At 71.2% G+C, this 23,101-nt stretch carries 28 protein-coding genes; 23 read left to right on the top strand and 5 right to left on the bottom strand.

Features of this window, described 5'->3' with window-relative positions; translation table 11 throughout:
• From rho to Q9S36_RS45055, 17 genes are all read left to right on the top strand, one after another.
• Nucleotides 1–877 (top strand): transcription termination factor Rho (gene rho, locus Q9S36_RS45135; protein ID WP_311291293.1); only part of this gene is annotated, 877 nt, incomplete at its 5' end.
• 155 nt (nt 878–1,032) lie between these two features.
• Nucleotides 1,033–1,254, top strand: coding sequence for a 50S ribosomal protein L31 (gene rpmE / locus Q9S36_RS45130; protein WP_311291292.1), 222 nt, complete (start codon nt 1,033–1,035; stop codon nt 1,252–1,254).
• An 84-nt stretch (nt 1,255–1,338) separates the two neighbouring features.
• Complete coding sequence (gene prfA, locus Q9S36_RS45125; protein ID WP_311291291.1) at nt 1,339–2,412, top strand: peptide chain release factor 1; 1,074 nt, start codon at nt 1,339–1,341, stop codon at nt 2,410–2,412.
• Nucleotides 2,413–3,303, top strand: coding sequence for a peptide chain release factor N(5)-glutamine methyltransferase (gene prmC / locus Q9S36_RS45120; protein WP_311291290.1), 891 nt, complete (start codon nt 2,413–2,415; stop codon nt 3,301–3,303).
• Complete coding sequence (locus Q9S36_RS45115) at nt 3,300–3,965, top strand: L-threonylcarbamoyladenylate synthase (protein WP_311291289.1); 666 nt, start codon at nt 3,300–3,302, stop codon at nt 3,963–3,965. The genes prmC and Q9S36_RS45115 overlap by 4 nt, the downstream gene beginning before the upstream one ends.
• A 5-nt stretch (nt 3,966–3,970) precedes the next feature.
• A complete protein-coding gene (locus Q9S36_RS45110) occupies nt 3,971–5,233 on the top strand; it encodes an MraY family glycosyltransferase (RefSeq protein ID WP_311291288.1) in 1,263 nt (420 codons plus the stop codon).
• 75 nt (nt 5,234–5,308) lie between these two features.
• Complete coding sequence (locus Q9S36_RS45105; RefSeq protein ID WP_311291287.1) at nt 5,309–5,812, top strand: hypothetical protein; 504 nt, start codon at nt 5,309–5,311, stop codon at nt 5,810–5,812.
• A 29-nt stretch (nt 5,813–5,841) separates the two neighbouring features.
• On the top strand, nt 5,842–6,066 hold the full coding sequence (locus Q9S36_RS45100; RefSeq protein ID WP_311291286.1) for an AtpZ/AtpI family protein: 225 nt from the start codon (nt 5,842–5,844) through the stop codon (nt 6,064–6,066).
• Between the two features lie 12 nt (nt 6,067–6,078).
• Entirely contained in the window at nt 6,079–6,876 is a 798-nt protein-coding gene (gene atpB, locus Q9S36_RS45095) for a F0F1 ATP synthase subunit A (RefSeq protein ID WP_311291285.1), read from the top strand.
• Nucleotides 6,877–7,025: 149 nt separating this feature from the next.
• Entirely contained in the window at nt 7,026–7,211 is a 186-nt protein-coding gene (atpE, locus tag Q9S36_RS45090) for an ATP synthase F0 subunit C (protein WP_236404967.1), read from the top strand.
• A 34-nt stretch (nt 7,212–7,245) separates the two neighbouring features.
• Nucleotides 7,246–7,827, top strand: a complete 582-nt coding sequence (locus tag Q9S36_RS45085) for a F0F1 ATP synthase subunit B (RefSeq protein ID WP_311291284.1) — start codon at nt 7,246–7,248, stop codon at nt 7,825–7,827.
• Nucleotides 7,827–8,621 (top strand): F0F1 ATP synthase subunit delta, encoded by a 795-nt coding sequence (locus Q9S36_RS45080; RefSeq protein WP_311291283.1) that lies wholly within the window; start codon nt 7,827–7,829, stop codon nt 8,619–8,621. Before Q9S36_RS45085 ends, Q9S36_RS45080 begins: the two co-directional genes overlap by 1 nt.
• A gap of 68 nt (nt 8,622–8,689) precedes the next feature.
• Nucleotides 8,690–10,330, top strand: a complete 1,641-nt coding sequence (gene atpA / locus Q9S36_RS45075) for a F0F1 ATP synthase subunit alpha (protein WP_311291282.1) — start codon at nt 8,690–8,692, stop codon at nt 10,328–10,330.
• Between the two features lie 4 nt (nt 10,331–10,334).
• On the top strand, nt 10,335–11,252 hold the full coding sequence (locus tag Q9S36_RS45070; RefSeq protein WP_311291281.1) for a F0F1 ATP synthase subunit gamma: 918 nt from the start codon (nt 10,335–10,337) through the stop codon (nt 11,250–11,252).
• A gap of 5 nt (nt 11,253–11,257) precedes the next feature.
• Nucleotides 11,258–12,715, top strand: coding sequence for a F0F1 ATP synthase subunit beta (gene atpD, locus Q9S36_RS45065; protein WP_311291280.1), 1,458 nt, complete (start codon nt 11,258–11,260; stop codon nt 12,713–12,715).
• Nucleotides 12,715–13,119, top strand: coding sequence for a F0F1 ATP synthase subunit epsilon (locus Q9S36_RS45060; protein WP_311291279.1), 405 nt, complete (start codon nt 12,715–12,717; stop codon nt 13,117–13,119). Before atpD ends, Q9S36_RS45060 begins: the two co-directional genes overlap by 1 nt.
• A gap of 89 nt (nt 13,120–13,208) precedes the next feature.
• Entirely contained in the window at nt 13,209–13,652 is a 444-nt protein-coding gene (locus Q9S36_RS45055; RefSeq protein ID WP_311291278.1) for a DUF2550 domain-containing protein, read from the top strand.
• 16 nt (nt 13,653–13,668) lie between these two features.
• On the opposite strand, the gene Q9S36_RS45050 is transcribed toward Q9S36_RS45055, so the two are convergent.
• On the bottom strand, nt 13,669–14,655 hold the full coding sequence (locus Q9S36_RS45050; RefSeq protein ID WP_311291277.1) for a LacI family DNA-binding transcriptional regulator: 987 nt from the start codon (nt 14,653–14,655) through the stop codon (nt 13,669–13,671).
• A gap of 77 nt (nt 14,656–14,732) precedes the next feature.
• On the opposite strand from Q9S36_RS45050, the gene Q9S36_RS45045 reads away from it, so the two are divergent.
• Complete coding sequence (locus tag Q9S36_RS45045) at nt 14,733–15,899, top strand: MFS transporter (protein ID WP_311291276.1); 1,167 nt, start codon at nt 14,733–14,735, stop codon at nt 15,897–15,899.
• A 13-nt stretch (nt 15,900–15,912) separates the two neighbouring features.
• Here the strand turns inward: Q9S36_RS45045 and Q9S36_RS45040 are convergent, their stop codons facing one another.
• Nucleotides 15,913–16,830, bottom strand: a complete 918-nt coding sequence (locus Q9S36_RS45040) for a sensor domain-containing diguanylate cyclase (protein WP_311291275.1) — start codon at nt 16,828–16,830, stop codon at nt 15,913–15,915.
• Nucleotides 16,831–16,970: 140 nt separating this feature from the next.
• Complete coding sequence (locus Q9S36_RS45035; RefSeq protein WP_311291274.1) at nt 16,971–17,555, bottom strand: cob(I)yrinic acid a,c-diamide adenosyltransferase; 585 nt, start codon at nt 17,553–17,555, stop codon at nt 16,971–16,973.
• A gap of 133 nt (nt 17,556–17,688) precedes the next feature.
• On the opposite strand from Q9S36_RS45035, the gene Q9S36_RS45030 reads away from it, so the two are divergent.
• The 5 genes from Q9S36_RS45030 (at nt 17,689) to Q9S36_RS45010 (ending at nt 21,914) form a co-directional block, all read left to right on the top strand.
• The gene (locus Q9S36_RS45030) at nt 17,689–17,997 is read left to right on the top strand and encodes an STAS domain-containing protein (RefSeq protein WP_311291273.1); all 309 of its coding nucleotides are present in this window, start codon (nt 17,689–17,691) and stop codon (nt 17,995–17,997) included.
• Nucleotides 17,998–18,073: 76 nt separating this feature from the next.
• Nucleotides 18,074–20,086 (top strand): protein meaA, encoded by a 2,013-nt coding sequence (locus Q9S36_RS45025; protein ID WP_311291272.1) that lies wholly within the window; start codon nt 18,074–18,076, stop codon nt 20,084–20,086.
• Nucleotides 20,087–20,118: 32 nt separating this feature from the next.
• Entirely contained in the window at nt 20,119–21,024 is a 906-nt protein-coding gene (locus Q9S36_RS45020; RefSeq protein ID WP_311291271.1) for an FAD-dependent oxidoreductase, read from the top strand.
• Entirely contained in the window at nt 21,017–21,628 is a 612-nt protein-coding gene (locus Q9S36_RS45015) for a histidine phosphatase family protein (protein ID WP_311291270.1), read from the top strand. Before Q9S36_RS45020 ends, Q9S36_RS45015 begins: the two co-directional genes overlap by 8 nt.
• 64 nt (nt 21,629–21,692) lie before the next feature.
• On the top strand, nt 21,693–21,914 hold the full coding sequence (locus Q9S36_RS45010; protein WP_311291269.1) for a hypothetical protein: 222 nt from the start codon (nt 21,693–21,695) through the stop codon (nt 21,912–21,914).
• Between the two features lie 3 nt (nt 21,915–21,917).
• Here Q9S36_RS45010 and Q9S36_RS45005 read toward each other — a convergent pair whose 3' ends face one another.
• A complete protein-coding gene (locus Q9S36_RS45005; protein ID WP_311291268.1) occupies nt 21,918–22,367 on the bottom strand; it encodes a DUF952 domain-containing protein in 450 nt (149 codons plus the stop codon).
• 24 nt (nt 22,368–22,391) lie between these two features.
• Nucleotides 22,392–23,078, bottom strand: a complete 687-nt coding sequence (gene nucS / locus Q9S36_RS45000) for an endonuclease NucS (RefSeq protein ID WP_311291267.1) — start codon at nt 23,076–23,078, stop codon at nt 22,392–22,394.
• Nucleotides 23,079–23,101: the final 23 nt, after the last annotated feature.

The raw sequence follows: 23,101 nt of genomic DNA, 5'->3' as shown, positions 1-23,101 counted from the left end.
GTACAACGCGCTGGTCAAGGTCTACTCCATCAACGGGCTGTCCCCGGAGGACGCCGGCAACCGCGTCGAGTTCGGCAAGCTCACCCCGCTCTACCCGCAGGAGCGCCTGCGCCTCGAGACGGCCCCCGAGAAGCTCACGCAGCGGATCATCGACCTGGTCGCGCCGATCGGCAAGGGCCAGCGCGGCCTCATCGTCTCGCCGCCCAAGGCCGGCAAGACCCTCGTGATGCAGGCCATCGCCAACGCGATCGCCGAGAACAACCCCGAGGTGCACCTGATGATCGTGCTCGTCGACGAGCGCCCCGAGGAGGTCACCGACTTCCAGCGTGCGGTGAAGGGCGAGGTCGTCGCGTCGACGTTCGACCGGCAGCCGGCCGACCACACCCTGGTCGCCGAGCTCGCCATCGAGCGGGCCAAGCGGCTGGTGGAGCTCGGCCACGACGTGGTCGTGCTGCTCGACTCGCTGACCCGCCTCGGCCGGGCCTACAACCTCGCGGCCCCGGCCAACGGCCGGATCCTCGGCGGCGTCGTCGACGCTTCCGCGGTCCACCCGACGAAGGAGTTCTTCGGCGCAGCCCGCAAGATCGAGGACGGCGGGTCGCTCACCGTCCTGGCGACCGTGACGGTCGGCACCGGGTCGGCGACCGACGAGTTCTTCCTCGAGGAGCTCGCCGGGACGGCCAACCTGGAGCTCGTGCTGAGCGCCGAGAAGGCGGCCAAGGGCATCGTCCCGGCCGTCGACGTGGCCGCGTCGAGCACCCGGCACGAGGAGAAGCTCCTGGCCCCGGCCGAGGGCGCCGTCGTCGGCGACCTGCGCAAGCAGCTCGCCGCGGCGGACTCGCAGCAGGCGGTGGTCAAGGTGGTCGGCGGCCGCTGACCACCCCGCCGATCCACCCGCCGGTCCGCCCACCGCCGGCGGGAATCCACGGATTGGCGCCGTTGTTCAGACCGGTGGCACACTTGTGCGTCGGTTCCGGTTCACGTCACTACGCGATCCACGCGGGCGACCCGGAGCAATTCGAGAGGACACCCATGAAGAAGGACACCCACCCCGAGTACGTCGAGACCCAGGTCACCTGCACCTGTGGCGCGTCGTTCACCACCCGCAGCACCGCGACCTCCGGCACGATCCACGCCGATGTCTGCTCGCAGTGCCACCCGTTCTACACCGGCAAGCAGAAGATCCTCGACACCGGCGGCCGCGTCGCCCGGTTCGAGGCCCGCTACGCCAAGAAGGCTGCTGACAAGAAGTAGTCCACGCCAGGCGCCGGTCGCCCGCACTCGCGGGTGGCCGGCGCCTTGTCGTCTGTCCGGGCCGTGTGACCTGCAGGAGGAGCGATGTTCGAGGCCGTCGAGGGCATGCGTGAGGAGCACGCCGAGCTCGAGCGACGCCTGGCGCTCCCCGAGACCCACGCCGACCAGCGCCTGGCCAAGCAGCTCAACCAGCGCTATGCCGAGCTGACCGCCGTCGTCACGACGTGGCAGGAGTGGCACCAGCTCGGCGACGACATCGAGGCCGCCCGGGAGCTCGCCGCCGACGACCCGGCCTTCGCCCAGGAGGCCGAGGACCTCGCCGCCCGCCGCGAGACCGCGGAGGAGCGGCTGCGCCGGCTGCTGGTGCCGCGCGACCCCGCCGACGGCAAGGACGCCCTGCTGGAGATCAAGTCGGGCGAGGGCGGCGAGGAGTCCGCTCTCTTCGCCGGCGACCTGCTGCGGATGTACTCCCGCTACGCCGAGGGGCGGGGCTGGAGCGTCGAGGTGCTCGACGCCACCGAGTCCGACCTCGGCGGCTACAAGTCCGTGACCGCGGCGGTCAAGGCGAAGGGCACCGTCGAGCCCGGCCAGGCGCCGTACGCCCTCCTGAAGTTCGAGGGCGGCGTGCACCGCGTGCAGCGCGTGCCGGTCACCGAGTCGCAGGGCCGCGTGCACACCTCCGCCGCCGGCGTGCTGGTGATGCCCGAGGCCGAGCAGGTCGACGTCTCGATCGACGACAACGACCTGCGCATCGACGTCTTCCGCTCCAGCGGTCCGGGCGGGCAGAGCGTCAACACCACCGATTCCGCCGTCCGGATCACGCACGTCCCCACGGGCATCGTGGTGAGCTGCCAGAACGAGAAGAGCCAGCTGCAGAACAAGGAGCAGGCCATGCGCATCCTGCGCGCGCGCCTGCTGCAGGCCGCCCAGGACGCCGCCGACGCCGAGGCCAGCGAGGCCCGACGCTCGCAGGTGCGCACCGTCGACCGCTCGGAGCGGATCCGCACCTACAACTTCCCGGAGAACCGGATCTCCGACCACCGCACCGGCTACAAGTCCTACAACCTCGACCAGGTGCTCGACGGCGACCTCCAGCCGGTCCTCGACTCGTGCGTCGAGGCCGACATGGCCGCCCGCCTGTCCGCGCTGGAGGGTTAGGTGACGGAGAGGCTGCGCGCGAGCACCGCCCGTCGCCAGGGTGCCGTCCGGCTGCGCGAGGCGGGCGTCGCCTCGCCCGAGCGCGACGCCGACCTGCTGCTCGCCCACGTGCTCGACGTGCCGCTCGGCCGCCTGCCGCTCGTCGACGACCTCGGCCGCGACGCCCGCGAGCAGTACGACGCCCTGCTGGCGCGCCGGGCTGCGCGCGAGCCGCTGCAGCACCTGACCGGCAGCGCCGCCTTCCGCCATGTCGAGCTCGCCGTCGGGCCCGGGGTCTTCGTGCCGCGTCCGGAGACCGAGCTGCTGGCGGGCTGGGCCATCGAGTGCGCCAATCTCATAGCTGGTCGAGTAGCCGGCGAGGAACGAGTCGGCGTATCGAGACCCCCTGTCGTGGTCGACCTGTGCACCGGGTCGGGCGCCATCGCCAGGGCGGTCGCCGACGAGGTCCCCGACGCCGAGGTGCACGCCGTCGAGCTCGACGAGGGCGCGCTGGCGTGGGCCGAGCGCAACCTCTCCGGCACGGGCGTCGACCTGCGCCACGGCGACCTCGCCACCGCCTTCGAGGACCTCGCCGGGACCGTCGACGTCGTGGTGTGCAACCCGCCCTACATCCCGTTGGAGGCGTGGGAGTCGGTCGCCGCGGAGGCGCGCGACCACGACCCGCACCTCGCGCTGTTCTCCGGCCAGGACGGCCTCGACGCGATCCGCGTCCTGGAACGACGGGCCGCGGTGCTGCTGCGGCCCGGGGGAGTGGTCGGCGCGGAGCACGCCGACGTCCAGGGCGAGTCCGCACCCGGCGTCTTCGCCGCGTCCGGGCGCTGGGCCGACGTGGCTGACCACCTCGACCTCGCGGGTCGACCCCGCTATCTCACCGCGAGACTGGCACGATGAGCGCCGTGGACAGGCTTGCGACCTCGACCGAGGAGGAGCGGGAGGCGGCGGTGACCGCCGCGGCTGCCGCCGTACGACGCGGACAGCTGGTGGTCATCCCGACCGACACGGTCTACGGGATCGCCGCCGACGCCTTCTCCCACGACGCCGTCAAGGGCCTCCTCGAGGCCAAGGGCCGCGGCCGCGACATGCCGCCGCCCGTGCTGGTCTCGGCCGCGACCACCCTCGACGCGCTCGCCGACGGCGTGCCCCCGTGGGCCCGCACGCTGGTCGAGCGGTTCTGGCCCGGCCCGCTCACGCTCGTGTGCCGCCAGCAGGCGTCGCTGATGTGGGACCTCGGCGAGACCCGAGGCACCGTCGCGGTGCGGATGCCGGACGACGAGGTCGCGCTCGCCGTCCTCGAGCGCACCGGCCCGCTGGCGGTGAGCTCGGCGAACCTGACCGGCCGTCCGGCCGCCACCGACGCCGACCAGGCCGAGGAGATGCTCGGCGACGCGGTGGCCGTCATCGTCGACGGGGGCACCTCGCCCGGCGGCGAGGCGTCCACGATCATCGACGTCACGGTGCCCGAGGGGCGGGTGCTGCGGCTCGGCGCGCTGTCCCTCGACGTGCTCAACGCCGCGATCGAGGAGCACGGGGTCGTGCTCGCGGACGAGGGCTAGGGCGCGTGCGGGAGTACCTGCTCGTCTTCCTGGTCGCCCTCTCGGTGACCTACCTCCTCACCGTCATCGCCCGGGAGATCGCCCTGCGCACCGGCGCGGTGGCCGCGGTCCGCGACCGCGACGTGCACGCCGAGCCGATCCCCTACCTCGGCGGTCTGGCGATGATGGGCGGGCTCTCGGCGGCGTACCTCGTGGCGCGCGAGCTGCCGTTCCTCGGTGGCCGCAGCGAGGTCTTCGTCTTCAAGGACGCGGGCGTGGTGCTGCTCGCCGGCGCGCTGGTGTGCGCCGTGGGCGTCATCGACGACATCTACGACCTCGACGCGCTCACCAAGCTCGGCGGGCAGGTGCTCGCGGCCGGCTTCCTGTTCGCGATGGGGGTGCGGTTCTACTACTTCCCCAGTCCCGACGGCACCCTCTTCTCGCTCGACGACGCCCAGAGCGCGGTGCTGACCCTGGTCGTGGTGATCGGGACGATGAACGCCGTCAACTTCGTCGACGGCCTCGACGGGCTCGCCGCGGGCGTGGTCGGCATCGGGGCCGCGGCCTTCTTCCTCTACTGCTACTTCGCCTCGGCCCAGAGCAACCTCACGCTCGCCACGACGGGTGCCCTGCTGAGCGCGGCGCTGGCCGGCGCCTGCGCGGGCTTCCTGCCGCACAACTTCCACCCGGCGCGCCTGTTCATGGGCGACTCGGGGTCGATGCTGATCGGCCTGGTCATGTCGGCGAGCGCGCTGACCCTGACGGGCCAGTTCTTCGGGATGCCGAGCACGGCGGGCAACAGCCTGTTCGTCACGGTGCTGCCCCTGCTCCTGCCGATCGCGCTGCTGATGGTGCCGATGGCCGACATGGTGCTGGCCGTCGTGCGCCGCACCCGCGCCGGCCGGTCGCCGATGAGTGCCGACAAGCAGCACCTCCACCACCGGCTCCTGGAGATCGGCCACTCCCAGCGCCGCGCGGTCCTGATCATGTGGATGTGGGCGTTCACCATCGCCACCGGCGCCGTCTTGGTGAGCCTGTTCGACACGGTCCTGGTCTGGTGGAGCCTCGGCACGATGCTCGCGCTGACGATCCTCATGACCTTCGTGCTGCCGAAGATGCACCGGCCTCCCAAGACGGGGCTCGGCAACACGGGGCTCCCGGAGAACGCCGTCGTGGAGGGCCGTGCCGAACCGCCGGCAGCAGACGACGTCGAGGCTCGCGCGGACGACCCGGATGAGGCATCGTCGGCCCTGCAGCACGAGCGCCAGGAGCACCTCCCGGGGCCCTGATTGGGGCCGGTCCCGGACTTTGTGATAGTTTTCACGAGCAGTCAGAGACCGCCCCACAACGGACAGGCCGCCGCCATGACGACCGAGTCGACGCAGGACACCCGCACCGGGTTCTCCCCGCTCCTCGGCGCGTTGGCCGCAGCTGCCGCCGCGGTCCTGGTCCTCGTGGTCGTCGCGGCCGTGGTCGACGGGCGCGCCGCCGTGGTGGGAGCCGCCGGCGGGGGAGTGCTGACGCTCGCGGTCTTCGCCTGCGGCGTCGCCGTGGTGAGCGTCGTGGCCCGCATGATGCCCTCCGCCTCGCTGCTGGTCGCGCTCATGACGTACGCCCTCCAGCTCCTGGTCCTGGCGCTCTGCGTGGCGGCCATCGAGCGCGCCGGCGTTGGCCCCGAGGACCTCTCGCGCGGCTGGTTCGCCACCGCCGTGATCGTGGTGACGCTCCTCTGGGTCGTCGGCCAGCTGGCGGCGGCCACGCGGCAGCGGATCCCGGTCTACGACCTCGGTCAGGACGCTGCCCCGCAGCCCGCTCGCGGGGCCACCGACAGCGACGATCTGGTCGACCACCCCGGGGGTGAGCGATGACCGAATCCGCTGCTAGTGTGCGGACCGCGATGGCTCGACAGCTTCCCCCGACGGCCGGACCCGACGAATCCCCCAAGGGCGACCCCTGGCACGCCTTCGGCTACATCGTCTCGGGTGTGGCTGTCTACGGGCTCGTCGGTTGGGCACTCGACCGGTGGCTCGGCACGGACTTCCTCGTGGCGATCGGCATCCTGGTCGGTGCCGGCTTCGGGATCTACATGACATACGCACGGTTCAACAAGGCAAGCCAGTAGGAGACTGACTCGATGATCGGCATCACGATGGCTGAGTCCGGAGGCGAGTTCGTCGCCCCGGGCCCCAACAGCTTCGACTTCTCCGACCAGGCGCTGGGTCACATCGGTGAAGTCGCGATCACCAAGCCCATGGTCCAGCTGGTCCTCGGCGCGGTCCTCGTGTTCGTCTTCTTCTACGCCGCGTTCCGCCGCGCGAGCCTGGTGCCGGGCCGCCTGCAGTTCGCCGGCGAGAGCGCCTACGGCATGGTCCGCAACTCGATCGGCCGCGACATCATCGGCAGCCACGACTTCATCAAGTTCGTCCCCTACCTGGTGACGCTCTTCTTCTTCATCCTGATCAACAACGCGTTCGCCTCGATCCCGCTCATCCAGTTCCCGACGTTCTCGCGCGCCTCGATGGCCTACGCCCTCGCCGGGCTGAGCTGGGTCATCTACAACGCGGTCGGCATCAAGAAGCACGGCTTCCTGGGCTACCTCAAGCTCCAGAGCGTGCCGAGCGGCGTGAGCCCCGTGATGTACCCGCTCCTGGTGCCCCTGGAGTTCTTCTCCAACATCCTCGTCCGCCCGGTCACGCTGGCGCTGCGTCTGTTCGCCAACATGTTCGCCGGCCACCTGCTGCTGATCCTGTTCTCCACCGGCGGCCTGTTCCTGATCGAGTACGGCGGCATCGGCTACGTCGCCGGCCCGCTCGCCTGGGTCCTCGCGATCGCGATCTCGTTCCTCGAGCTCCTGGTCCAGTTCCTGCAGGCCTACGTCTTCACCCTGCTCAACGCGATGTACATCTCCGGCGCCCTCGCCGACGAGCACTGAGCACCGCGCCCGAGCACGCACCCCCGGATTCCCACCCAGGATTCCACCCAGATTTCCACCCTGATTCACACCGAAGCTCCACCCCGGGCTCAACCCAGAGCCCACGCTTCACCAACCGAAAGGAAAAAGCCGTGGAAGGCTCCCTCAACATGGTCGGTTACGGTCTCGCTGCGATCGGCCCCGGTGTCGGTATCGGCCTGATCTTCGCCGCCTACATCTCCGGCGTCGCCCGTCAGCCCGAGGCCCAGAGCCGCCTCCAGTCGATCGCCATCCTGGGCTTCGCCCTCGCCGAGGCGCTCGCCATCATCGGTATCGCGCTCGCGTTCGTCCTCTGACACGACCCGCTTGCACGACTGACGAAGGACTGCCATGCAGAATCTGATCTTCCTCGCGGAAGGGGCCGAGCCGACCGAGGGCGGCCACGCCCCGGAGAACCCGCTCGGCTTCGTTCCCGTCGAGGCTGCCCTGTCGCTGGTCGTCTTCGGCCTGCTGCTGTTCCTCATCTGGAAGTTCGTGGCTCCGCGCTTCGAGCAGACCTTCGCCGAGCGCACGCAGGCGATCGAGGGCGGCATCGCCGCGGCGGAGTCGAAGCAGGCCGAGGCCGACGCGAAGCTCGCCGAGCTGGAGAAGCAGCTCGCCGACGCGCGGCACGAGGCGGCGCGCATCCGTGAGGAGGCGCGTGAGCAGGGTGCCCAGATCGTGGCGGAGATGCGGGAGGCGGCCCAGGCCGAGGCCAACCGCATCGTCGAGCACGGCAAGACCCAGATCGAGGCCGAGCGCCAGCAGGCGGTCACCTCGCTCCGCGCCGAGGTCGGCACCCTCGCGACCGGTCTCGCCGGTCGCATCGTGGGGGAGAGCCTCGAGGACGAGGCCCGCCAGAGCCGCGTCGTCGAGCGCTTCCTCGCCGACCTGGAGGCCCAGAACGGCACCACGTCGGGGAGCGTCAACTGATGATGCGAGGTGCGTCCGCAGACGCCTACGCCGCGGCAGCCGGAGTGCTGCCCGGCACGGGTGACCTGCGCAAGGTGGGTCAGGACCTGTTCGGAGCGGCGGACCTGTTCCGCGCCGAGCCGGGCCTGCGCCGGGTCGCCACCGACGTGTCCGTCCCCGGCGAGGCCAAGGCCGGGCTGGTCCGCGACGTGCTGGCCGGCAAGGTGTCCGACGAGGCGCTCGAGGTGGTGACCACTGCGGTCGCCCAGCGGTGGACCGCGGGGCGCGACCTCGCCGACGCCCTCGAGCAGCTCGGTGTGGTCGCCGTCGTCCGGTCCTCGGCCGACCAGGCCGACCGGCTCGAGGACGAGCTGTTCGCCGTGGGCCGGCTGGTCCAGGGCAGCCCGGAGCTGCGCCAGGCGCTCTCCGACCCGGCCCGGAGCCGCGCGGACAAGTCCACGCTGGTGAGCGGGCTGCTGGCCGACAAGACGCTGCCGGCGACCGTCACCCTGGTGCAGCAGTCCCTCTCGGGCAGCCACCGCACCGTCGGGGTGGCCCTCGAGGAGTACCAGAAGGTCGCCGCGGAGGTCCGCGAGCAGCGGGTCGCCACGGTGCGCGTCGCCCGGCCGCTGGCCGAGACCGACCGCGAGCGGCTCCAGGCGGTGCTCTCGCGCACCTACGGCCGCACGGTCCACCTCAACGTCGTCGTCGACCCCGAGGTCATCGGCGGCATCCGCGTCGACATCGGTGACGACGTCATCGACGGGACCGTCGCGAGCCGCCTCGACGACGCCGGGCGCAAGCTCGCCGGCTGACCCGCACCACCAGACACCCAGACCCAGCAACAACTTTCGAGCAGACCCAGAGAAAACAGGTGAGTGAAATGACGGAGCTGTCCATCCGTCCGGACGAGATCCGGGACGCGCTGCAGCGCTTCGTGTCGGACTACAAGCCCGAGTCGGCGACCACGGAAGAGGTCGGCACCGTCGCGGAGGCTGCTGACGGCATCGCCCGCGTGAGCGGACTGCCCTCGGTCATGGCCAACGAGCTGCTCGAGTTCGAGGACGGCACGCTGGGCATCGCCCTGAACCTCGACACCCGCGAGGTCGGTGTCGTGGTCCTCGGCGACTTCGACAAGATCGAGGAGGGCCAGGCGGTCCGCCGCACCGGCGAGATCCTGTCGGTGCCCGTGGGCGAGGGCTACCTCGGCCGTGTCGTCGACCCCTTGGGCCAGCCGATCGACGGCCTCGGCGACATCGAGACCAGCGGCCGCCGCGCGCTGGAGCTGCAGGCGCCCAGCGTGGTGCAGCGCAAGTCGGTGCACGAGCCGCTCGCCACCGGCATCAAGGCGATCGACGCGATGACCCCGATCGGCCGTGGCCAGCGCCAGCTCATCATCGGTGACCGCGCGACCGGCAAGACCACCATCGCGATCGACACGATCATCAACCAGAAGCAGAACTGGGAGTCCGGCGACCCGGACAAGCAGGTCCGCTGCATCTACGTCGCCATCGGCCAGAAGGGCTCGACCATCGCCTCCGTGCGTGGCGCCCTCGAGGAGGCCGGCGCGCTCGAGTACACGACCATCGTGGCCTCCCCGGCGTCCGACTCGGCCGGCTTCAAGTACCTCGCCCCCTACACCGGCTCGGCCATCGGCCAGCACTGGATGTACGAGGGCAAGCACGTCCTGATCGTGTTCGACGACCTCACCAAGCAGGCCGAGGCCTACCGCGCCGTGTCGCTGCTGCTGCGCCGCCCGCCGGGTCGCGAGGCCTACCCGGGTGACGTCTTCTACCTGCACAGCCGTCTGCTCGAGCGCTGCGCGAAGCTGTCCGACGAGATGGGCAAGGGCTCGATGACCGGCCTGCCGATCATCGAGACCAAGGCCAACGACGTCTCGGCGTTCATCCCGACCAACGTCATCTCGATCACCGACGGCCAGATCTTCCTGCAGTCCGACCTGTTCGCGGCCAACCAGCGCCCCGCCATCGACGTGGGTGTCTCGGTCTCGCGCGTGGGTGGCTCGGCGATGACGAAGGCGATGAAGGCCGTCACCGGCTCGCTCAAGGTCGACCTGGCGCAGTTCCGCGCCATGGAGGCCTTCGCGATGTTCGCCTCCGACCTCGACGCCGCCTCGCGCCAGCAGCTCGACCGTGGTCAGCGCCTGATGGCCCTGCTCAAGCAGCCGCAGTACTCGCCGTACCCGCTCGAGGAGATGACCGCGTCACTGTGGCTCGGCACCACCGGCCGCCTCGACAAGGTCCCGACCGACGACGTGCTGCGCTTCGAGTCGGAGTTCCTCGACTACCTCCGCCGCAGCCACGAGGGCATCCTCGCCGGCATCCGCGAGACGCAGAAGTTCGACGACGACGCCGAGGCCGAGCTCGCGAAGGCCTACGACTCCTTCCTCGACCAGTTCGAGACTTCCGACGGCCAGAGCATCAAGGCCGGCAAGGAAGAGCACGTCGCCCTCGAGGACGAGGACGTCGAGCAGGAGCAGATCGTCAAGCAGAAGCGGGGCTGACGCCATGGCTCTCTCCGTACGCGAGTACCGCGCGCGGATCAAGTCGACGGAGTCGATGAAGAAGATCACGCGAGCGATGGAGCTCATCGCCGCGTCGCGGATCATCAAGGCTCAGCAGCGGGCCCAGGCGGCAGCGCCGTACGCCCGTGAGCTGACCCGCGCGGTGTCGGCCGTGGCGACGTTCTCCAACGTCGACCACGCGCTGACCACCGAGCCCGAGGACCCCAAGCGGGCCGCGGTGCTCGTGGTCACCTCCGACCGTGGTCTGGCCGGTGCCTACTCCTCGAGCGTCATCAAGGAGGCCGAGCGCCTCGTCGAGAAGCTCAAGGAGGAGGGCAAGTCCGTCGACCTCTACACCAGCGGTCGCAAGGGCGAGGCGTACTTCAAGTTCCGCCAGCGCGCGATCGTGCAGGCGTGGACCGGGTTCTCCGACCAGCCGACCTACGACGTGGCCGCCGAGATCGGCGCGACGCTGATCTCGGCCTTCCTCGGCGAGACCGGCGAGGACGACCGGGCCGTCGACGAGGTGCACGTGGTCTACACGCGGTTCCGCTCGATGCTCAGCCAGGAGCCGACCGCCGTACGGCTCCTCCCGCTGGAGGTCGTCGAGGGCACCGAGGCTCCGGCCAAGGACGACGTCCTGCCGCTCTACGAGTTCGAGCCGTCCCCCGCGGAGGTGCTCGACTCCCTGCTCCCGCGCTACGTCCAGAGCCGGATCTTCTTCGCCCTGCTGCAGGCGGCCGCCTCCGAGCTCGCCGCCCGCCAGAAGGCGATGAAGTCCGCCACGGACAACGCCGACGAGCTCATCAAGAAGTACACCCGAATCGCCAACCAGGCCCGTCAGGCCGGCATTACCCAAGAGATCAGCGAGATCGTCGGTGGCGTCAACGCCCTTGCCGACGCCAACGCCGGGAGTGAGTGAGAGAAATGACTGCCACTGTTGAAGAGACCCAGACCTCCGGCGCGGCCGGCTCGGTCGGTCGCATCACGCGCGTCATCGGCCCGGTCGTGGACATCGAGTTCCCGACCGACGCGATGCCGGCGATCTACAACGCCCTCAAGGTCGACCTGACCCTCGGCGGCGAGACCACCACCATCACGCTCGAGGTCGCCCAGCACATCGGTGACGGCATGGTCCGCGCGATCTCGATGAAGCCCACCGACGGCCTGGTCCGCGGCGCCCAGGTGACCGACACCGGTGAGTCCATCACCGTGCCGGTCGGCGACGCCACGCTCGGCAAGGTGTTCAACACCACCGGTGACGTGCTGAACCTCGAGGAGGGCGAGACCTTCGAGGTCAACGAGCGCTGGGGCATCCACCGCAAGGCGCCTGCCTTCGACCAGCTCGAGGCCAAGACGCAGATGTTCGAGACCGGCATCAAGGTCATCGACCTGCTCACCCCCTACGTCCAGGGCGGCAAGATCGGCCTGTTCGGTGGCGCCGGCGTCGGCAAGACGGTGCTCATCCAGGAGATGATCGCCCGTGTCGCCAAGGACCACGGTGGTGTGTCGGTGTTCGCCGGCGTGGGTGAGCGCACCCGCGAGGGCAACGACCTCATCGTCGAGATGGAGGAGGCCGGGGTCCTCGGGCAGACCGCCCTCGTCTTCGGCCAGATGGACGAGCCGCCGGGCACCCGCCTGCGCGTCGCCCTGTCCGCGCTGACCATGGCGGAGTACTTCCGCGACGTGCAGCAGCAGGACGTGCTGCTCTTCATCGACAACATCTTCCGCTTCACCCAGGCCGGCTCCGAGGTCTCCACCCTGCTCGGTCGCATGCCGTCCGCGGTGGGCTACCAGCCCAACCTCGCCGACGAGATGGGCCAGCTCCAGGAGCGCATCACCTCGACGCGTGGTCACTCGATCACCTCGATGCAGGCGATCTACGTCCCCGCCGACGACTACACCGACCCGGCGCCGGCCACGACGTTCGCGCACCTCGACGCGACCACCGAGCTCTCGCGAGAGATCGCCTCGCTGGGCATCTACCCGGCCGTGGACCCGCTGACGTCGACCTCGCGGATCCTCGACCCGCAGTACATCGGCGACGAGCACTACCGCTGCGCCGTGCGGATCAAGCAGATCCTGCAGCGCAACAAGGAGCTCCAGGACATCATCGCGATCCTCGGTGTCGACGAGCTCTCCGAGGAGGACAAGATCATCGTCTCCCGGGCCCGTCGCATCCAGCGATTCCTGTCGCAGAACACCTACGTCGCCAAGCAGTTCACCGGCATCGAGGGCTCGACCGTCCCGGTGGCCGACACCATCGAGGCGTTCAACAAGATCGCCGACGGCGAGTACGACCACGTGGCCGAGCAGGCCTTCTTCATGTGCGGCGGTCTGGACGACGTCGAGCAGAAGTGGGCCGAGATCCAGAAGAGCCTCTGATGGCCGAGTCGACCGACAAGGTCCTCCAGGTCGAGCTGGTCGCTGCCGACCGGCTCGTCTGGTCGGGCCAGGCCACCATGGTCATCGCCCGCACGACCGAGGGCGACGTCGGCATCCTCCCGAACCACGCTCCGCTGCTGTCCTCGATCATCGAGGGCGTCGTGGACGTGCAGACCGTGGAGGGGGAGACGTGGGTCGCCGCGGTCGACGCCGGCTTCCTGTCGGTGGCCGACAACCGCGTCTCGATCCTCTCCGAGCGGGCCGAGATGTCGCACGAGATCGACCTCGAGCAGGCCCGCGCCGAGCTCGAGCGGTGCAAGCAGGCCGGCGAGAACGACGACGAGGCGCAGGAGAAGGTACGCCGCGCCGAGGCGCGTGTGCGTGCCGCGGAACGGGCCTCCTGAGGGGTCTTCCCACGCGACCGCTAGGGTGAGCGCACGAACCACACGGTTCGTGCGCTCACCTGTTTTCTGTCGGCGTGTGGAGGGTGTGGATGCCGGTCTGGGAGTGGATGCTCGACATCGTCGGGCTCGTCCTCCTGCTGGCCCTGCTCTACGGCATCTCGCTGATCGTGCGGCGTCGCTTCCTGGCCCGCAACGGCGGCACCTTCGAGCTCAGCTACCGCGCCCGCAGCGAGCACCCCGGACGCGGGTGGCTGCTCGGCATCGGCCGCTACTCCGGGCAGTCCTTGGAGTGGTTCCGGATCTTCTCCCTCTCCCCGCGCCCCAAGCGGGTCTGGGCGCGCGAGCACCTGGAGTACTCAGGCCGGCGCTCGCCAGCCGGGGCGGAGGAGCTGTCGCTCTACGACGGCCACGTCGTGGCCTCGTGCCACTACGCCGGCGAGCCGCTCGAGATCGCCATGAGCGAGGCGTCGCTCACCGGCTTCCAGGCCTGGCTCGAGTCCGGCCCGCCCGGCACCGACTGGAACCGTCGCTGACCCTGCGGAGCGGGGTTCAGGCCGGGCCGGTCGACTGACCGACCCGGAGCTCCACGGGGAGCACCACGTCGTCGACGCGCTCGCCGGCGATGCGGGCCAGGGCGGCGTGGGCGGCGGTGCGGCCCTTCGCCGCGATGGGCTGCACGACGGTGGTGAGCTCCAGGTCGAGCCACGGGGTCGCCACGCCGTCGAAGCCCCCGACGCTGAGGTCGGCGGGCACGGAGAGGCCCAGGCGTCGGGCCGCGAGGACGGCGCCCGCCGCCTGCACGTCGCTCTGGCAGACGATCGCGGTCACGTCCGGGGACGTGCTGAGGTAGTCCGACACCAGCGCCTGGGCGGCCGCGAGGTCGCTGGCGCACTCGCCGACGATCCGCGCGTCGGGGAACACCTCCCGCACCCCGGCCTCCCGCTCGCGCTGGGGGTGGGACTGCTCGAGGGTCACCAGCGCCACCCGGCGGTGGCCGAGGTCGTGGAGGTGCCGCGACAGCGCGGCCGATCCGGCGCGGTGCTCGATGTCGATGAAGGTGGTGCCGGGCCACGACGGACCCTCCACCACGACCAGGGGCACGTCTCGCGCGACCAGGTCGTCGTACGGCGTCCAGCCGTCCTCGCGCCCGCACACGTCGTAGATGACCGCGTCGAGCGGGAGCCGGGCGTGGCCCTCGTCGTCGCCCATCAGCAGCAGCCCCAGCCCGGCGGTGCCGAGCACCTCCGAGACAGCGTCGAGCATGGGCAGCGCCGCCGGGTCGCGGAACGCCGTGCTGAGCCGGCCGACCGCGATCCCGACCACGCCGCTGCGCCCCTGCCGCAGGTTGCGGGCGAGGGGGTTCGGGCCGGAGTAGCCGAGCTCGGCCGCAGCGGCCAGGACGCGGGCGCGGGTCGGCTCGGAGACGGGCTTGTTGCCCGAGAAGGCGAGCGAGGCGGTCGACAGCGAGACGCCCGCCGCCGCTGCGACGTCGGCCAGCGTGGGCGTGCGCGACGCCGCGGGAGTTGGACCGGACACGGGGGAGAGGCTAGCATCGAAACGATTCGATCACACGTCCCGTCGCGGTGCCGCGGCGATCCCCGCCAGGAGTGCCCGTGCCCACGCTGACCGCCGCCCGCAACGCCGTCGGGCTGTCGTTCTTCCTCAACGGGCTGGTGTTCTCCAGCTGGGTCTCGCGGATCCCGGAGGTCAGGTCCAGCTTCGACCTCTCCAACGGCGGGCTCGGGCTGGTGCTGCTGGCGATCGCGCTCGGCTCGGTGCTGGCGCTGCCGACCAGCGGTGCGCTGATCAACCGGTGGGGCACGGTGGTGATCGTGCGCTTCGGCGCGACGGCGGCCACGATCGGGATGGTCACCGCGGCCCTCGGCCTCGGCCACGTCCTTCCGGTGACGGTGCTCGGGCTCTTCGTCTACGGCCTGGGCATCGGCGTGTGGGACGTCGCGATGAACGTCGAGGGGGCCGAGGTCGAGCGCGGCCTGCGCCGCACGATCATGCCCCGCTTCCACGCGGGCTTCAGCGCCGGTACGGTCGTCGGCGCGCTCCTCGGCGCCCTCCTGATCGAGCTGTCCGTCCCCGGGGTGGTGCACCTCGTGGCGATCGTGCTCCTCTCGGTCGCCCTCGTCTTCCGCACCTCGCCGTCCTTCCTCCCCGTGGCCGAGTCCCACGACGAGCACCCCACCTCGGCCGCCCGGGCGTGGCTGGAGCCGCGCACCCTCCTGATCGGCGTCATGGTGCTGGCCCTCGCGATGACCGAGGGCACCGCGAACGACTGGCTGGCGGTGGCCCTCGTCGACGGCCACGACGTGTCCCACGCCGTGGGGGTGGCCGGTTTCGCCGTGTTCGTGCTCGCCATGACTGCAGGCCGCTTCGTCGGCACGGGCCTGATCGACCGCTTCGGACGGGTCGCGGTGCTGTGGAGCACGATGGTCCTCGCTGGCGCCGGCGTCCTGCTGATCGTCTTCGCCGACCACCCGGTCGTCGTGGTCACCGGCATCGTGCTGTGGGGTGTGGGCGCCTCGCTGGGCTTCCCGGTGGGCATGAGCGCGGCGGCGGACGACCCCGTTCGGGCGGCGTCCCGGGTGAGCGTGGTCTCCACCATCGGGTACGCCGCCTTCCTCGCCGGGCCGCCGTTCCTCGGCTTCGTCGGCGACCAGGTCGGCACCCTCAAGGCGCTGCTCGTCGTCGCGGTGCTGCTGATGCCGGCGGCGCTCGTGGTGCCCTCGGCGCGCGAGCGGCGCAGCGAGGTGCCCGCCGGGCGCTGAGCGCCCGCCGAGGTCAGCGACGCGCGCGCTTGTCGGCGTACATCGCCGCGTCCGCGATCGCCTCGGTCTCGGCCATGGTGCCGACCTGGTCGAGGGTGGCCGACCCGATGCCGGCCGACAGCCCGGCGGCGGCCAGCTCGGCGCTCAGGCGGGCGACGACCGTGGCGACCTCGTCGGCCGTGGTCTGGGGGCAGAGCACGGCGAACTCGTCGCCGCCGAGCCGCGCCACGACGTCGGTGTGCCGACAGCTCGACCTGATCACGCCGGCGGCCCGCTGGAGCATCGCGTCGCCCGCGGCGTGCCCGTCGGTGTCGTTGACCTGCTTGAGCCCGTCGAGGTCGAGCAGGATGATGCCGGCGTGGTCGCCGAGGCGGTGGTGCCGTGCCTCCTCGACCTCGCAGGCGCGCTGCCACGCCCGGCGGTTGCGCAGGCCGGTGAGCGGGTCGGTCTCCGCGTCCTTCAGGGTCGCCTCGAGCTGCCGCGACAGCCACACCGCCTGCGCGTCGAGGCTGCGGACCACCGACAACATCTGCCCGAGCAGCTCGAGCTGCGGCGCGAGGTCGACGAGGGCGTCGTCCTGCACGGACGTGTCGATCCCGCAGACCGTGCCGAACAGCGTGCTGTCCTCGTTGAAGAGCGGGATGCCGACGTAGCTGGCGACCGACAGCTCGCGGGCGGCCCGGTTGGAGGCATAGGCCGGGACGCGGGACACGTCGGGAGCCACGCGGGGGCCGCCCTCGTCCCACATCGCGTGGCACAGGGAGTCCTCCCACGAGGGGCCGTCGCCCACGCCGAGCTCGAGGTCGTTGGGGGTCACGTCGAGGTAGACCTGGCGTCCGTCGATCACGCGCGAGACGGTCCAGAAGTCCATCGGGACCTGCTTCTGCAAGTAGGCCAGCACCAGTCGGGTCGCCTCGTCGAAGGTGGACACCCCCGACAGGTTGGGCATCGCCCTCGGGGCATGGGTGGGCTCCGCGGACACGTGTCTCCTCTGAGCTGGGTGGGAGCGGGTCGGACCATTGTGGGCCACCGATGCCCGGTCCCGGGCGGGAATGGCGCCGTGCGAGGCAGTCAGCGCTCGCCGCCGGGCACCCAGAGCACGTCGCCGTTGTGGCGGTTGGCGTGGCGGGCGAGGATGAACAGCAGGTCGGAGAGGCGGTTGAGGTAGGTGATCGCGAGGGGGTTCATGGTCGCCTCGTGGTCAGCCCACGCCACCCACGCCGCCCGCTCGGCACGACGCACGACGGTGCGCGCCACGTGCAGGTGGGCGGCGGCCACGGTGCCGCCGTTGAGGATGAAGGACCGCAGCGCGGGCAGCGACTCGTTGTAGTGGTCGCACCACGCCTCGAGGCGGTCGACGTAGTCCTGCTCGACGCGCAGCGGCGGGTACTTCGGGTCGGGCACGACCGGCGTGGACAGGTCGGCGCCGACGTCGAAGAGGTCGTTCTGGATCGTGGTCAGCACGGTCACCACGTCGTCCTCGAGCCCGCGGTCGGTGGCGGCGTGCGCCAGCGCGACCCCGATGTGGGCGTTGCCCTCGTCCACGCACGCGTAGGCCTCGAGCCGCGCGTCGGTCTTCGCCGTCTCGCTCATGTCGCCGAGCCGGGTGCGCCCGGCGTCGCCGGTGCGGGTGTAGATGCGCGTGAGGTTGACCATGACCGGAGAGCCTACTGGCGAGGACTCGCCGAAAAGGTGAGGCATCGATGCAACCTGATCGGGTACACATGCGTCGTAGGAAGTGACAGCGGTCACGGGCCTGGCGTCGGGGGACGTCAGTGAGGAGCACCAGATGGACATCGTCTCGGACGGGAACATCCTGGTCCTGCACGGCGCGTTCGACGTGCGCAGCACGTGGGAGGTCCGCGACGCGATCTACCGCCACCTCGAAGGCCTCGACGACGACGTCGTCATCGACATGACCGAGGTGACGACGATCGACCTGACCGCGCTCCGGCTGCTCGCGGTCGCCACCCGCCACGCCTGGCTGAGCGGGCACCACCTCACGGTGCGCAACCCGGGCCCCGCCGTGCGCCGCATGGCCCACCTCGCCCGCCTCGCCCACGCGATCGAGGTCGAGCGGGTCGCCGCGACCGCCTGAGCCCCGCTCGATCCTGAGGGATCCGTCACACCTCCAGCCCGGTGACTCCCGGGTAACCGCGTCCTACCCTGTCGCCATGAGCGACACCGATCGGCCCGCCAAGGACCGCCCCTGGGTGATGCGCACCTACGCCGGCCACTCCACGGCCGAGGCGTCCAACGCGCTCTACCGCACCAACCTGGCCAAGGGCCAGACCGGGCTCAGCGTGGCGTTCGACCTGCCCACGCAGACCGGCTACGACCCCGACAGCCCGCTGAGCCGCGGCGAGGTCGGCAAGGTCGGCGTACCCGTCCCGCACCTCGGCGAGATGCGCAAGCTGTTCGCCGACATCCCGCTCACCGAGATGAACACCTCGATGACCATCAACGCGACCGCGATGTGGCTGCTCGCGATGTACCAGGTCGTCGCCGAGGAGCAGAACCCCGACCTGTCCCCGGACGAGGTCGCCCACCGGCTCGCCGGCACCACGCAGAACGACATCATCAAGGAGTACCTCTCCCGCGGGACCTACGTCTTCGGCCCCGAGGCGTCGCTGCGCCTGATCGCCGACATGATCGCCTACACCGTCCACGAGATCCCGAAGTGGAACCCGATCAACATCTGCAGCTACCACCTGCAGGAGGCCGGCGCGACGCCCGTGCAGGAGCTGGCGTACGCCATGTGCACCGCCATCGCGGTGCTCGACCAGGTCAAGGGCTCCGGTCAGGTCTCCGAGGACGACTTCGAGAAGGTCGTCGGGCGCATCTCCTTCTTCGTCAACGCCGGGGTGCGCTTCATCGAGGAGACCTGCAAGATGCGGGCCTTCGTGCAGCTGTGGGACGAGATCACCCGCGAGCGCTACGGCGTCACCGACCCGAAGATGCGCCGTTTCCGCTACGGCGTGCAGGTGAACTCGCTCGGCCTGACCGAGGCCCAGCCGGAGAACAACGTCCAGCGGATCGTGCTGGAGATGCTCGGGGTCACCCTGTCCAAGGACGCCCGCGCCCGGGCGGTGCAGCTGCCGGCCTGGAACGAGGCCCTCGGCCTGCCGCGCCCCTGGGACCAGCAGTGGTCGCTGCGCTTCCAGCAGGTGCTCGCCTTCGAGTCCGACCTGCTTGAGTACGACGACATCTTCGCCGGCAGCCACGTGATCGAGGCGAAGGTGGCCGAGCTCGTCGAGGGCGCCAAGGCCGAGATCGACCGGGTCCAGGCGATGGGCGGTGCGATCGCCGCCGTCGAGTCCGGCTACATGAAGCAGAACCTCGTCTCGGCCCACGCCGCGCGCCGCGCCCGCATCGAGTCCGGCGAGGAGGTCATTGTCGGCGTGAACCGGTTCGAGACGACCGAGCCCTCGCCGCTGACCGCCGACCTCGACGCCGCGATCCAGACCGCGGACCCCGAGGCCGAGCGCGCCGCGCTGGCCAGCCTCGAGGCGTGGAAGGCCCAGCGCGACGAGGCCGAGGTCACCGAGGCGCTGCGCGCGCTCGCCGAGGCCGCGAAGACCGACGCGAACCTCATGCGCCCCACCCTGGCCGCGGCCCGCGCCGGCGCGACCACGGGGGAGTGGGCCGGCACGCTGCGCGAGGTCTTCGGGGAGTTCCGCGCCCCCACGGGCGTGTCCGGTGCCGTCGGCGTCGCCGAGGCCGGCGCCGAGCTGAGCGCCGTGCGCGAGCGGGTGCGGGCGACGGGTGAGGAGCTCGGCGGCCGCCTGCGCGTACTGGTCGGCAAGCCCGGGCTCGACGGGCACTCCAACGGCGCCGAGCAGGTCGCCGTCCGGGCCCGCGACGCCGGCTTCGAGGTCATCTACCAGGGCATCCGCCTGACGCCCGAGCAGATCGTCGCCGCGGCGGTCGCAGAGGACGTGCACCTCGTGGGCCTGTCGATCCTGTCCGGGTCGCACATGGAGCTGGTGCCCGACGTCCTCGAGGGGCTCGAGGCAGCCGGGCTCGGCGACCTCCCGGTCATCGTCGGCGGCATCATCCCGAGCTCGGACGCCAAGGCGCTCGTCGAGCGCGGTGTCGCGGCGGTCTACACGCCCAAGGACTTCGGCCTCACCGAGATCATGGGCGGCTTCGTCGACGTGATCCGCGCGGCCAACGGGCTGGACTGACCCGCACCGGACCGGCTGGCACACTGCACGTCATGCGACGCGTGATCGTGGTGGGGGCCGGCGTGGTCGGGCTGACGTGCGCCGTCCGCCTGCTGGAGGCGGGCCATCGCGTCGACGTCGTCGCCCGGGACCTCCCGCTCGAGACCACGTCGGCGGTCGCGGCAGCGCTCTGGTACCCGTTCCGCGCGACCGCGCAGGACCGCGTCACGGCCTGGTGCACGACGTCGTACGCCGTGCTCGAGGCGCTGGCCTCCGACGAGCGGAGCGGGGTGCGGATGCTCACGGGCACCGAGGTGCTGCGCGAGCACCGGCCGGACCCGTGGTGGCGCGCGGCCGTGCCGGCCCTGGACCGCGAGACCGCGCTGCCCCCGGGCTACGCCGACGGCTGGACGTTCGTCAGCCCCGTCGTCGACATGCCGGTGCACCTGCGCTGGCTGGTCGCCAGGATCGACGAGCTCGGCGGCACCCTGACCCGGATGAACCTCTCCGCACTCCCCGACGACGGCGCGCTGGTGGTCAACGCGACCGGTCTCGGCGCCCGGCACTTCGGCGCCGACCCGTCGGTCCACCCGGTCCGCGGGCAGGTGGTCGTCGTCGAGCAGGTGGGGCTGGACCGCTGGACCCTCGACGGCGACGGGCTGACGTACGTCGTCCCGCGCGCGGCGGAGGTCGTGGTCGGAGGGACCGACGTGGAGGGCGAGTGGAGTCGTACGCCGGACCCGGCCGTCGCCGAGCAGGTCCTGCACCGGGCCACGGCGCTCGTCCCGGAGCTCGAGGGGGCACGCGTGCTGCGCCACAAGGTGGGGCTGCGACCTGCCCGGCCGGAGGTCCGGCTCGAACGGGTCGGTGACGTGGTCCACTGCTACGGCCACGGTGGTGCCGGGGTGACCCTCGCGTGGGGGTGTGCCGCTGACGTGGTGGGGTTGGCTGATGACTGACCTCCAGTGCCCCGTGCGGGTGTTCGTCGCCCGGCACGGTGAGGCGCTCTACGAGAGCGAGCTGCTCAGCGACTCCGGGGGCTGGCTCAGCCCGCTGGGTCGCGACCAGTCACGCGACCTCGGGACCCGACTGGCGGCCGAGCGGGTCGCCGCGGTCTGGTCGAGCCCGATGGCCCGCGCGGTGCAGACCGCGGAGCTCGCCGCCGGCGTGCTCGGCGTGGACGTGGTGGTGCGCGAGGGCCTGCGCGAGTTCGGCGTGGGCGACCACGCCGGGGGGACGGGGGACCCCGACCCGTTCCGGGACACCTTCGCGGCGTGGCTGGCGGGCGACCTCGACGCCCGGGTGCCCGGCGCGGAGAGCGGTGCCGAGGTCGTCGCCCGGGTGTCCACGGTGCTCGAGGAGATCGCCGACACACACCGGGGCGAGGCGGTCCTGGTGGTCAGCCACGGCGGCGCCATCTGCACGGCGGTGCCGGTCCTCGCCACGAACCTGCGGGCCGACCACGGCCACGAGCGCCCGCTGCGCAACTGCGACGTGGTGGCGCTCGAGGCGGACGCCGAGGGGTGGCGGGCCCGGTCGTGGGCCGGGGACGCCCTGGGCTGATGCTGGGTCGACACTGGGCAAGACACTAGGTAAGGCTGTCCTAACTGTCCTGTAGGGTGCGGGCGTGGGCAAGTCGAAGGACACGTCGAAGAAGGCAGGCAAGGCCAAGGTCGCCAAGCTGCCGAAGAAGAAGTGCTGCGTGTCCTCGACCAAGTGCGGGCGCTGCCCGCTGCGGATGCTCAAGGAGGGCACCCTCCCGGCCGGCTACACGGTCAAGAAGCGCAAGCTCGTGAAGGTCGACGTCGTCACCGCCAAGGGCGGCAAGAAGGGCAAGAAGGCCGCCTGAGCCTCAGGCCATCCGCTGGGCGAGCAGCACCACTGCGGCCACCAGCGCCATCACCAGCAGGGCGATCCCCATCCGTCGGGCCATCTCCTTGACCCACAGCGTGGTCACCGTCTCGGGCGTGCCCTTCCGGCTCAGGGGCGCCACGTCGACCACGGCCCGTCGGTCGATCGGCCCGTAGACGTGGGGGTAGGTGTCGGTGCCGACAGGCTCCACGCGCACCTCGGACGTGAGCCGGGCCGGGTCGATCGTCAGCAGGACCAGGTCCTCGCGAAGCGATCGGTAGTACCTGTCGAACACCCCCTGGACCTGGTCGCGACGACTGGCGTGGATGAAGCCCTCCTCCGCCAGGCTCACGCCCACCGTCGAGGTGGTGTAGCGCCCGGTCTCCAGCGCTTGGCGCCAGTCCGCGGCGGTCGCGATGTGGAAGATGCGCTCGGGCGCCGGATCGCTCACCGTGTGAGGGTAGCGATGCAGTGCTCAGAACAGGCGGTGCTCCGCGTCGTCCATGCCGCGCAGGGCGTCGTAGTCGACGAGGGCGCAGGCGATGCCGCGGTCGGTGGCGAGGACGCGCGCCTGGGGCTTGATCTCCTGTGCGGCGAAGATGCCGCGGACCGGGCCCTTGGCGCTCAGCAGCGGGTCGCGGTTGAGCAGGTCGAGGTAGCGGGTGAGCTGCTCCACGCCGTCGATCTCACCGCGGCGCTTGATCTCCACGGCGACGGAGAGGCCGTCGGCGTCGCGGCACATCAGGTCGACCGGGCCGATCGCGGTCATGTACTCGCGGCGCACGAGGGTGAGGCCGTCGGCCAGGGTGGCGGGATGCTCGGCGAGCAGCTCCTGCAGGTGCTTCTCGACGCCGTCCTTCTGCAGGCCGGGGTCGACGCCGAGGTCGTGCGAGCTGTCGTGCAGGACCTCGTCGATGAGGATGCGCAGGGTGTCGTCGGACTTCGTCGCGGTCACCAGCCACTCGGGGCGGCCGTCCTCCGACACGCCCTCGCGCACCGTGCAGGGGGGTGACATCCAGTTCAGCGGCTTGTAGGAGCCGCCGTCGGAGTGGATCAGCACGGAGCCGTCCGACTTCAGCATCAGGACGCGGGTGGCGAGCGGCAGGTGGGCCGAGAGCCGCCCGGCGTAGTCCACCTGGCAGCGTGCGACGACGATCCTCACGACGGGCGAATCTACAGTGACCC

This window comes from Microbacterium sp. ARD31 (assembly GCF_031844425.1).
This window is presented reverse-complemented; position numbering and strand designations above follow the sequence as displayed.